Consider the following 10,786-nt stretch of genomic DNA (forward strand, 5'->3'; position numbering starts at 1 on the left):
TCAGCGCCTCCCGCCCGCGACCGCGGAACACCGTCCCACCGTGCCCACCACCTCCTCAGGCCTGACCGGCGGCCGAGGTGGGCAGCGCCGGGCCGTCCCCCGACCCCCGCTGGTCCAGCCACATCCGCTGCAACATGTGCCAGTCTTGCGGATGTCGGGCGATACCCGCCGCCAGACCGTCGGCGATCAACTGGGTAAGCGACCGGACCCGCTGGTCCAGGGGCCCGGCCTCGGGCCCCGGCACTGGCAGCGGGCCGGCGAGCGATGCGCACGCCGCATCCGATTCGTACCACATCGAAGCCACGTAGAGCGGCGCTCCGGTGTGCAGCGCCAGCAGTGCCGGCCCGGCCGGCATCCGGGTCTTCGCGCCGAAGAAGTCCACCTCCACGCCCCGGGCGGAGAGGTCCCGGTCGGCCAGCAGCGGCACCACCGCACCGGCACGCACCCGGTCCAGCAGCACGTCGAACGCCGGACGCGGCCCCCCGTGCGTGGGCAGGATCTCCATGCCCACGCTCCCCCGGAAGGCCACGAAACGCTTGTACACGCCCTCCGGCTTGAGCCGTTCCATCACCGTGGTGATCGGCCAGCCGGTGGCCGCCACCCAGGCGCCCGCGGCGTCGTAGTTGCCGGCATGGGGAAGGGCCACCACCGCGCCCCGGCCGGCGGCCACGTCCGCGGCGAGCAACTCGGCACCGTCGAGCCGGAAACCGGACAGGATCTGCGCGCGGCTCAGGGAGGGCAGCCGGAACGCCTCCATCCAGTACCGGGCGTACGAGCGCAGCCCGCGCTTGACGAGATCGTCCAGCTCGGCCTCGGGCAGCTCCGGGCCGACCACCCGGCGCAGGTTGGCGCGCAGTCGGGCCGTACCCCCGCCGCCGGCGCGGTGCGCGCGGTCCGCGCCCGCCTGGAACGCCGCCGCCACCAGCGGCCGGGGTAGCGCACGGATCACCCGCCAGCCGGCGATGTAGCCCAGCTCGGTGAGGTTCACGCGGCCCGGCCGCCGGTCGTCGCGCGCCGGGCCGTGGACGCGCCACTCACGCCTGGCCGTTCGGCTGGAGCTGCTGGGCCTGGCGGTAGACGTGCGCCATCCGCTGCCCCACCGTGAAGATCGACACCGCGGCGAGCAGCCACAGCGAGATCTCCAATGCCGGCTTCACGTCCAGGCCGGTGAGGATCCCGCCGACCCCGACGATCAGCAGCCGCTCGGTGCGCTCGGCGATGCCCACGTTGCAGGTCATGCCGAGCCCCTCGGCGCGGGCCTTCACGTAGGAGACCAGCCCGCCGGCGGCCAGGCAGACCAGGGCGGCGGCCACCCCGGAATGGTCGCCCTGGGTGGCCAGCCAGTACGCGACGGCGCCGAAGACGGCGCTGTCGGCGACCCGGTCCATGCTTGAGTCGAGGAATGCCCCGAACCTGGTGGAGCCGCCGCTCATCCGGGCCATCGTCCCGTCGAGCAGGTCGGTGAGCGCGAAAACGGTAACGATCAACGCGCCCGCGACCAGGTGGCCGCGAGCACCGAAGCCGAGCGCGCCGACGAGCACACCAACGGTGCCCGCGACGGTGACGGCATTGGGGGTGACGCCCGCGCGCAGCAGGGCGCGGGCAATCGGCTCGACGACGCGGGTCATCCCCGCGCGGGCCGACACTTGGAAGATCTTCGCCATGGCGGTCCCCACGATAACGGTCCGCCCAGGTCCGCCGATACCGCCGCCCCTCCGACCCGCCCGGGAGAGGCTTGTGCCTACCCGACAACGGGTGTGAGATCGAGCCGGAGGGTGAGCCAGCTCACCCGCCCACCCGTCCCGTTCCCGCTGTGCACGTGACCACCGGAGGATACTGCCGCGCACTCGCCCCGGGCCGCTTACCGTCGCGCGGCGGTCGCCACCCACCACCGGCTGAGGGAGGTGCGCCCCATGGCGCAGAAGCACGAGAAGGGTTCCACCGGCGGCACGCCGGTGGTGACCGAGCCCGAGCGGGTTCGCAACGTGGTGCTCGTCGGGCACTCCGGAGCGGGCAAGACGACACTTGTCGAGGCCCTGCTCGCGGCGACCGGCACGATCAGCCGGGCCGGCACCGTGGTCGACGGCACCACCGTCGGCGACCACGACCCCGCGGCAGTACGCCAACAGCGGTCGGTAAGTCTGTCCTGCGCGCCGCTGCTGCACAACGGCATCAAGGTGAACCTGCTGGACACCCCCGGGTACGCCGACTTCGTCGGCGAACTGCGCGCCGGACTGCGGGCCGCCGACGCCGCCCTCTTCGTCGTCTCCGCGGCGGGCGGCATGGACGCGGCCACCGTCGCCCTGTGGGAGGAGTGCGCGGCGGTCGACCTGCCCCGCGCGGTCGCGATCTCCCGACTGGACCAGCCGCGTGCCGACGTCGACGAGGCGGTGGCGCTCTGCCAGCGCCTCTTCGGCGACAACGTGATGCCCCTCTACCTGCCGATGCTCGGCGACGACGGGGTGTCCACCGAGGGGCTGCTCGGCCTGATCACCCGCCGGGTCTTCGACTACTCCGCCGGGCTGCCCGCCGACGTACGCGACCCGGACCCGGAGCACCAGCGGGCCATCGACGAGTCGCGCGACGAGCTGATCGAGGGGATCATCGCCGAGAGCGAGGACGAGACCCTCATGGACCGCTACCTCGACGGCGAGGAGATCAGCGACGAGGTGCTCATCGACGACCTGGAGAAGGCTGTCGCCCGGGGGCACTTCTATCCGGTGGTGCCGGTCTGCGCCGGGACCGGGGTCGGGCTGGACGTGCTGCTGGAGGTGCTGACCGCCGCGTTCCCGTCGCCGCTGGAGCACGAGTTGCCGGCCGTTACCGGCGTGGACGGCTCGCCCCGCCCGCCGCTGACCTGCGACCCGGACGGGCCGCTCGTCGCCGAGGTCGTCAAGACCACAGTCGACCGGCACGTCGGTCGGGTCTCGCTGGTCCGGGTCTTCTCCGGCACGCTGCGCCCCGAGCAGACCGTGCACATCTGCGGGCACGGGATGGCCGAACGCGGCCACCCCGATCACGACGCCGACGAGCGGGTCGGGCACCTCTACACACCGCTGGGCGCCACCCTGCGGGAGGTGCCGTTCTGCGTGGCCGGCGACATCTGCGCGATCACCAAGTCGGGCACCGCCGAGACCGGCGACACCATCGCCGCCAAGGACGACCCGCTGCTGATCGCACCCTGGGAGATGCCGGAGCCGCTGCTGCCGGTGGCGGTGGTCGCCCGCAGCCGCGCCGACGAGGACGCCCTGGCCCGCAACCTCGCCCGGCTGGTCGCCGGCGACCCCACCCTGCGGCTGGAGCGCAACCCGGAGACCCACCAGCTGGTGCTCTGGTGCATGGGCGAGGCGCACGCCGACGTACTGCTCGACCGGCTACGCGCCGGCGGTGTCGAGCTGGACACCGAGCCGGTCAAGGTGTCGCTGCGCGAGACGCTGACCGTGCCCGCGACCGGGCACGGCCGGCACGTCAAGCAGTCCGGCGGGCACGGCCAGTACGCCGTCTGCGACATCGAGGTCGAGCCCCTGCCCCAGGGCGGCGGCTTCGAGTTCGTCGACCGGGTCGTCGGCGGCGCGGTGCCGCACAACTACATCCCGTCCGTGGAGAAGGGCGTCCGCGCCCAGCTCGAGCGCGGCCTGGTCGCCGGCCACCCGGTGGTGGACCTGCGGGTGACCCTTGTCGACGGCAAGGCGCACAGCGTCGACTCCTCCGACGCGGCCTTCCAGACCGCCGGCGCGCTGGCCCTGCGTGACGCCGCCGACCGTGGTCAGCCCGCGCTGCTGGAGCCGATCGACGAGGTCACCATCCGGGTGCCGGACGGCTCGGTGGGCGCGGTGCTGGGCGACCTGTCCGGCCGACGCGGTCGGGTGCTCGGCACCGAAGCGGACCCGGACACCGAGGGCCGCACCCTCGTGCGCGCCGAGGTGCCGGCCACCGAGTTGCTGCGCTACGCCGTCGAGCTGCGCTCCATGACGGCTGGTATCGGCACCTTCCGCCGCCGGTTCGTCCGCCACGACCTCATGCCCGCGCACCTGGCCGACCAGATCCGCAAGGAACACACCCCCTGACCCTCGCCCCCTTTCGCTCAGGGGTGGATGGTGGGGTGCGTGGGCGGGGGCCAGTGGGGGCGGTCGGCGTCGCGCAGGGCGGCGGTGCGCAGGGCCGCCAACTGGCGTTCCACCTCGACGAACTGGTCCGCCGGCAACGGACCCCGGTGCAGCGCGGCGGCGTTCTCCTCGACCTGGGCGACCGTACGGCAGCCGGGGATCGGGATGGTGCGGCCGCTGCGCGCCCAGATCCAGCCCAGTGCCCCCTGGGCGAGGGTGCGCCCATCGGCGGTGAGCGCCGCGCGGACCGCGCCGACCCGGCGCAGCCACTCCGGTGCGGGCCGGCCCCCGCGGAACCACTCCAACCAGCCGGGGGCCAACCCGCGGACGTCGTCGCGGGGCAGCACCGACCCGGCCGAGTACTTGCCGGTGAGCAGCCCCATCCCCAGCGGGCCCCGGTTGACGCTGGCCAGGTCGTACTTGTCGCAGACGGCGAGCAGCTCGGGGGCGTCGCGCAGCACCGACAGGGTGTGTTGCACGGCGGTGGCGCCGGCGGCCGCGTGCCCGAACGCGGTGGCCCGGTCGGGGCGGTCGGTGCTCCACCCGTACGCGCGGATCAGGCCCTCGGCCACCAGGTCCTCGCAGGTGCCGACAAGCGCCTGCGCCCGCGGCACCGGCAGGTCGGCCAGGTGGAGCTGGTAGAGGTCGATGCGGTCGGTGCCCAACCGGCGCAGGGAGTCCGTGACGGCCCGGCGCAGGTATTCCGGCGACGCGTCCTCCCCGGTGGCCTGTCGGCTCGCCTCGTCGAAGGTGTAACCCCACTTGGTGGCGATCACGGCCTCGTCCCGGCGGCCCGCGAGCGCCCGGCCGAGGATCCGCTCGCTGTGCCCGGCGCCGTACGTGTCGGCGGTGTCGAAGAGGGTGATGCCCACCTCGAGTGCCCGGCGAACCGCCCGCACGGACTCGTCGTCGTCGACGGCGCCCCAGCCCAGCGGTTGGACACCCTCGGCCCAGGGCCCGCCGATCGCCCAGCACCCCATGCCGAGGGCGCTGACCTCGATGCCGCTGCGCCCCAACGTCCGTGTCGTGACTGCCATCGGCCGATCGTGCCACCTTCACCGGGTCGGGACGTAGCAGATCCCGGAGCGGGATCATGGGGGGCGCCCGCCGGGCCGGTGCGGCATGATCGACACATGCGACGGCTTGGTGTGGACATCGGCGGCGTGCTCATCGAGCCGGCCGACCACGACGCCGACACGTCCTTCTTCGGCGCGCACTACCTGCGCACACCCGCCGTCGCCGGGGCGTTCGACGCGCTCGCGGCGCTCGGCCCGGCGTTCGACGAGGTGCACCTGGTCTCCAAGTGCGGGGAGCCCACCGAACGGCGCACCCGGGCGTGGCTGGCCCACCACGACTTTCCGGCGCGCACCGGCATCCCGGTGCAGCGGGTGCACTTCTGTCGCACCCGACCGGACAAGGCGCCGATCGCCCAGCGCCTCGGGCTCACCCACTTCGTCGACGACAAGCTGGAGGTGCTCGGCTACCTCGATTCGGTGCCGCACCGCTACCTGTTCCGGCCCCGGCCGGCAGAGGTCGCCGCGCACGCCGCGCTGCTCTCCGCCGTACACCGGGTGGAGAGCTGGCCGGAGCTGACCGCGCTGCTGCGCGCCGACTAGCCGGACCGGCGCGGCCCTCGCGCTCGGGCGGCGGTCAGGACGGCCAGGCGCGGGCGAGCAGGTCGCGGGTGTCGCCGAGCAGTTGCGGCAGCACCTTCGTGCGGCCGATCACCGGCATGAAGTTGGCGTCGCCGCCCCAGCGCGGCACCACGTGTTGGTGCAGGTGCGCGGCGATCCCGGCACCGGCCACCCCGCCCTGGTTCATGCCCAGGTTGAAGCCGTGCGCGTTGCTCACCTTGCGGATCACCCGCATCGCGGTCTGGGTGTACGACGCCAACTCGGTGGTCTCCGGCACGTCCAGGTCGGTGTAGTCGGCGACGTGCCGGTAGGGGCAGACCAGCAGGTGCCCCGGGTTGTACGGGTAGAGGTTGAGCACCACGAAGACGTGTTCGCCGCGGGCCACCACCAGGCTGTCCTCCGGTGGCAGCTTGGGCGCGCGGCAGAAGGGGCAGCCGGTGGGCTTCTCGTAGCCCTCGGCGGGGCGGTCCTCGCCGGATATGTAGGTCATCCGGTGCGGCGTCCAGAGCCGCTCCAGGCCGTCCGCCATGCCGCCGATGTCCGTGTGCCGTTCCGCCCCTGTCACGAGCCGATCCTACGGAGCCAGCCCGTCGAGCCGCGACACCCGCCGCCGGGAAAACTCCTTGCTGCAAGTTCTTGACGGATCAATGCCAGAACCTGAAGATTCCATGCATCCAGAACCGTGCATGTATCGATGGAGGGTCACCCATGATCCGACGGCTCGGCCGGCTCCTCGCGGCACTCGCCCTGACCGCCGCCACCACAGTGGCCGGCATCACCCTCACCGCCGGCGCCGCACAGGCGGACGGCTGTTACACCTGGGGTCGCACCCTCTCCCAGGGGGCGTCCGGCGAAGACGTCCGGCAGCTCCAGATCCGGGTCGCCGGCTACCCCGGCTACGGTGCCGTGCTCACCATCGACGGCGCGTTCGGGCCGGCCACCCGCTCGGCGGTGATCCGCTTCCAGCAGGCGTACGGGCTGCCCGCGGACGGGATCGCCGGCCCGCAGACGTTCACCCGGCTCTACGCCCTGCAGGACGACGACTGCACGCCTGCCAACTTCAGCTACGCGGAGCTGAACAAGTGCAACAGCGACTGGTCCGGCGGTGCGGTGGCGGCGAGCACCGCCCGGTCGAACGCGCTCGTCTCGATGTGGAAGCTCCAGGCCCTGCGGCACGCCCTCGGGGACGTGGCCATCTCGATCAGCAGCAGCTTCCGCAGCTACGCCTGCAACAGCGCGGTCGGCGGGGCGTCCAACAGCCGCCACCTGTACGGCGACGCGGTCGACCTGGTCGGGTCACCGTCGTTCTGCCGGCTGGCCCAGCAGGCCCGCTACCACGGCTTCGGGCAGATCCTCGGCCCCGGCTACCCGGACCACAACGACCACACCCACGTGGCGGCGGTCGGCGGCTGGTCAGCGCCGAACTGCGGTATCTGACCCTGGCTCCGAGATCGCGCTCGAACCATGGAAGTGGTGGCTCCCCGGCGTGGGAGGCCACCACTTCCTGGATCGAGCGCGATCTTGTGCGGCAAGCGGGTCGCGCGGCGGGCGCGCGACCGTGCTACTCCGCGGCGGCGGAGGGGCCAATGTTCGTCCGCGAGCTGACCACGTCCAGGACGTGGGTCACCGCCTCGGCGACGGGCACCCCGTTGCGCTGGGAGCCGTCCCGGTAGCGGAAGGACACCGTGCCGGCGGCCACGTCGTCGTCACCGGCGATCACCATGAACGGGATCTTCTGCTGCTGCGCCGTACGGATCTTCTTCTGCATCCGGTCGTCACCCGCGTCCACCTGGGCCCGGATCCCCTCGGCGCGCAGCGCCGCGACGAAGCCGTGCAGGTAGTCGGTGTGGTCCTCGCGGATCGGGATGCCGACCACCTGCACCGGGGCCAGCCAGGCCGGGAACGCGCCAGCGTAGTGCTCGGTGAGCACCCCGAAGAACCGCTCGATCGACCCGAACAGCGCCCGGTGGATCATCACGGGTCGTTGCCGGGTGCCGTCGGCGGCCTGGTACTCCAGGCCGAACCGCTCCGGCTGGTTGAAGTCGACCTGGATGGTGGACATCTGCCAGGTCCGGCCGATCGCGTCCCGCGCCTGCACGGAGATCTTCGGCCCGTAGAACGCCGCGCCACCCGGGTCGGGCACCAGGTCCAGGCCGGAGGTCGCGGCTGCGGTCCGCAGCGCCTCGGTCGCCTCCGCCCAGTCCTCCTCGGCCCCGATGAACTTCGGCGAGTCGTCCCGGGTCGACAGCTCCAGGTAGAAGTCGTCCAGGCCGTAGTCGCGCAGCAGGTCCAGCACGAAGCTGAGCAGCGCGGACAGCTCACCGGCCATCTGCTCGCGGGTGCAGTAGATGTGCGAGTCGTCCTGGGTCAGGCCGCGGACCCGGGTCAGGCCGTGCACCACGCCGGACTTCTCGTACCGGTAGACCGTGCCGAACTCGAACATCCGCAGCGGCAGCTCCCGGTACGACCGCCCGCGCGACCTGAAGATCAGGTTGTGCATCGGGCAGTTCATCGCCTTGAGGTAGTAGTCCGCGCCCTCCAACTGCATGGGCGGGAACATCGTGTCCGCGTAGTACGGCAGGTGGCCGGAGGTCTGAAAGAGCTGCGCCTTGGTGATGTGCGGGGTGTTGACGAACTCGTACCCCGCCGCCTCGTGCCGCTGGCGGGAGTAGTGCTCCATCTCGCGGCGGATGATGCCGCCCTTGGGGTGGAAGACCGCCAGGCCGGAGCCGATCTCGTCGGGGAAGCTGAACAGGTCGAGGTCCGCGCCGAGCTTGCGGTGGTCGCGCCGGGCGGCCTCCTCCAGCAACTTCAGGTACGCCTTGAGCTCGTCACGGGTCGGCCACGCGGTGCCGTACACCCGCTGCAGTTGCGGGTTCTTCTCCGAGCCACGCCAGTAGGCGGCGGCCGAGCGCATCAGCTTGAACGCGCCGATCAGGCGGGTGGTCGGCAGGTGCGGGCCCCGGCACAGGTCCGACCAGCAGACCTTGTCCTCTTTGGCGTCGAGGTTGTCGTAGATGGTCAGCTCGCCGCCGCCCACCTCCATCACCTCGTCGGTGTCCAGCCCCTCGCCCTTGACCTCGATCAACTCCAGCTTGAACGGCTCGTCGGCCAGCTCGGAGCGCGCCTCGTTCAGGCTGCCGAAGCGGCGGCGACGGAAGCGCTGCCCGGACTTGATGATCTCCTGCATGCGCTTCTCGAGCTTGCTGAGGTCATCGGGCTGGAACGGCTTGTCGACGTCGAAGTCGTAGTAGAAGCCGTTCTCGATGGGCGGGCCGATGCCCAGCTTGGCCTCGGGGAAGATGTCCTGCACGGCCTGGGCGAGCACGTGCGCGGTGGAGTGGCGCAGCACGTTGAGCCCGTCGGGCGAATCCAGGCTGACCGGCTCGACGGTCGTGTCCTCGGTCGGCGCCCAGTCCAGGTCGCGCAGTTGGCCCTGCGGGTCGCGGACCACGACGATCGCCTTGGGGCCGTTCGCGGGCAGTCCGGCCGCGGCCACCGCGTCGGCCGCCGTGGTCCCGGCGGCGACGACGACGGGGTCGGCCACGGCGGGGGTACGGGGTGCGGACACGGTGACTCCTCCAAGCGGTACGAAACGGTGCCGGTCCTCGGCTCCTGCCGATGCTATCGGTCGCGCCGTCCCCGACCGGGAACGGCACCTTCCTCACGGCCGCGTTGAACCTTTCGCGCCTCGGAGCCGAACTACAGGGTGTGGCCGGAACCGGTGCCGGCCGCGCGGACACGGATGGGGGCACGAGATGGCGAGCACGCACGGCGGCGAGCGCCGGCGGAGGATCGCGGCGGTGACCGCGCTCACCGCCGCCGGGCTGCTGCTCTGGCCCGGCGCGGCACAGGCGGCGGACGTGACGACCACCCCGACCCAGGCCCGGCAGGGCGACGCCGTACGCCTGGAGTTCAGCGTGCCGGAGGAGCGGGCCGGCACGAAGACCAACCAGATCGAGGTCCGGTTGCCTGTCGACGCGCCGGTCGCCGAGGTCTACCCGATGTCGGTGAACGGTTGGGCGCCCCGGATCAGCTCCCGCACGCTGGACAAGCCGGTGGCCGGCATCCACTCCTCCGGGGTGAGCACGGTGACCACCGCGGTGACCTGGGTCCGGGTCGGTGAGAGCGACCCCGGCCCGGCCCGGCTGGCGCTGTCCATGGGACCGATGCCACAGGTGGAGCGGCTCACCTTCGAGGTCGTCCAGACGTACGCCGACGGCACTGTGGTCCGGTGGGCGGACGCCGCCGGTCGGCACCGGGCTCCGGCGCTCACCCTGCTGCCGGCGGCGCCCGGCGCGGCGGGTCCGGCCACCCACGGTGGGCACGGCGGCCCGGCGGCCGGCGCGCCAGCCGCCGGGGACAGCGATGTCGACGCCGCGCCGGCCGCCGGTACGGGTGCCGCCGGCGACGAGTCCGGCAGCGCCGACGGCATGTTGGCCGCCGGCCTGCTGGCCGGGCTGGGCGGCGGCGCGGCGATCGGTTGGCTGGTCAGCCGGTGGCGTCGACGCGACCCGGACGAGGCCACGGCCCTGGCCGAGGTGACCGGCCGCGCAGGCGAGGCCGAGGAGCCCGACGCGACGATCGACGAGGCCGCGACCCTGGCCGAGGTGACCGGCCGCGCAGGCGAGGCCGAGGAGCACGACGAGGCCGCGACCTTCGCCGAGATCACCGGCGGCGCGGACGACACCGCGGCGCCCGCCGACCGGAGTCCGGCCGACGCGACGCCCGCCGACCCCCGGCCCGCCGTCTCCGCGGCATCGCGATGATCCACGCCGTCTCCGCGCGGCGGTGATCCACTCCGGTTCCCGGAAATCGTGGTATCCACGCCGCGCGGACAGCCCGACTTGGCGGTGATCCACTCGGCTTTCCGGAAACTGTGGAATCCCGCCGCGCGGATGCCCCGAGGTGCAGGAAGCCGAGTTGACCGTGGGCAGGCGGGCCTGGGCAGGGCGGCCTGGGCCGGGCGGCCAGCGCAGGGCGGCCAGCGCAGGGCGGCCAGCGCAGGGCGGCCAGCGCAGGGCGGCCAGCGCAGGGCGGCCAGCG

At 72.9% G+C, this 10,786-nt stretch carries 9 protein-coding genes; 4 read left to right on the forward strand and 5 right to left on the reverse strand.

Annotated elements, in window-relative coordinates:
* Positions 1 to 55: 55 nt before the first annotated feature.
* Both AB0F61_RS25355 and pgsA read right to left on the reverse strand, forming a co-directional pair.
* Positions 56 to 988, reverse strand: a complete 933-nt coding sequence (locus AB0F61_RS25355) for a phosphatidylinositol mannoside acyltransferase (RefSeq protein ID WP_357814114.1) — start codon at positions 986 to 988, stop codon at positions 56 to 58.
* Positions 989 to 1,034: 46 nt separating this feature from the next.
* Positions 1,035 to 1,664 carry a phosphatidylinositol phosphate synthase gene (gene pgsA / locus AB0F61_RS25360; protein ID WP_357814116.1) on the reverse strand — a complete coding sequence of 210 codons (630 nt, stop codon included), beginning with the start codon at positions 1,662 to 1,664 and terminating at the stop codon, positions 1,035 to 1,037.
* A gap of 249 nt (positions 1,665 to 1,913) precedes the next feature.
* Here pgsA and AB0F61_RS25365 point away from each other — a divergent pair, with 249 nt between their 5' ends.
* Positions 1,914 to 4,067 carry an elongation factor G-like protein EF-G2 gene (locus AB0F61_RS25365; protein ID WP_357814119.1) on the forward strand — a complete coding sequence of 718 codons (2,154 nt, stop codon included), beginning with the start codon at positions 1,914 to 1,916 and terminating at the stop codon, positions 4,065 to 4,067.
* 17 nt (positions 4,068 to 4,084) lie between these two features.
* Here the strand turns inward: AB0F61_RS25365 and AB0F61_RS25370 are convergent, their stop codons facing one another.
* Positions 4,085 to 5,143, reverse strand: coding sequence for an aldo/keto reductase (locus AB0F61_RS25370; RefSeq protein WP_357814122.1), 1,059 nt, complete (start codon positions 5,141 to 5,143; stop codon positions 4,085 to 4,087).
* Between the two features lie 96 nt (positions 5,144 to 5,239).
* Here AB0F61_RS25370 and AB0F61_RS25375 point away from each other — a divergent pair, with 96 nt between their 5' ends.
* Positions 5,240 to 5,722, forward strand: coding sequence for a hypothetical protein (locus tag AB0F61_RS25375; protein ID WP_357814125.1), 483 nt, complete (start codon positions 5,240 to 5,242; stop codon positions 5,720 to 5,722).
* A gap of 34 nt (positions 5,723 to 5,756) precedes the next feature.
* Here AB0F61_RS25375 and AB0F61_RS25380 read toward each other — a convergent pair whose 3' ends face one another.
* On the reverse strand, positions 5,757 to 6,269 hold the full coding sequence (locus AB0F61_RS25380; protein WP_355028900.1) for an HIT domain-containing protein: 513 nt from the start codon (positions 6,267 to 6,269) through the stop codon (positions 5,757 to 5,759).
* 179 nt (positions 6,270 to 6,448) lie between these two features.
* Here AB0F61_RS25380 and AB0F61_RS25385 point away from each other — a divergent pair, with 179 nt between their 5' ends.
* Positions 6,449 to 7,177, forward strand: a complete 729-nt coding sequence (locus tag AB0F61_RS25385) for a D-Ala-D-Ala carboxypeptidase family metallohydrolase (RefSeq protein ID WP_357814127.1) — start codon at positions 6,449 to 6,451, stop codon at positions 7,175 to 7,177.
* 124 nt (positions 7,178 to 7,301) lie between these two features.
* Here the strand turns inward: AB0F61_RS25385 and thrS are convergent, their stop codons facing one another.
* The gene (thrS, locus tag AB0F61_RS25390; RefSeq protein ID WP_357814129.1) at positions 7,302 to 9,311 is read right to left on the reverse strand and encodes a threonine--tRNA ligase; all 2,010 of its coding nucleotides are present in this window, start codon (positions 9,309 to 9,311) and stop codon (positions 7,302 to 7,304) included.
* Between the two features lie 187 nt (positions 9,312 to 9,498).
* Here thrS and AB0F61_RS25395 point away from each other — a divergent pair, with 187 nt between their 5' ends.
* Positions 9,499 to 10,509 carry a DUF1775 domain-containing protein gene (locus tag AB0F61_RS25395; protein ID WP_357814132.1) on the forward strand — a complete coding sequence of 337 codons (1,011 nt, stop codon included), beginning with the start codon at positions 9,499 to 9,501 and terminating at the stop codon, positions 10,507 to 10,509.
* Positions 10,510 to 10,786 lie beyond the last annotated feature (277 nt).

This window comes from Micromonospora sp. NPDC023888 (assembly GCF_040639415.1).
GTDB lineage: Bacteria > Actinomycetota > Actinomycetes > Mycobacteriales > Micromonosporaceae > Micromonospora.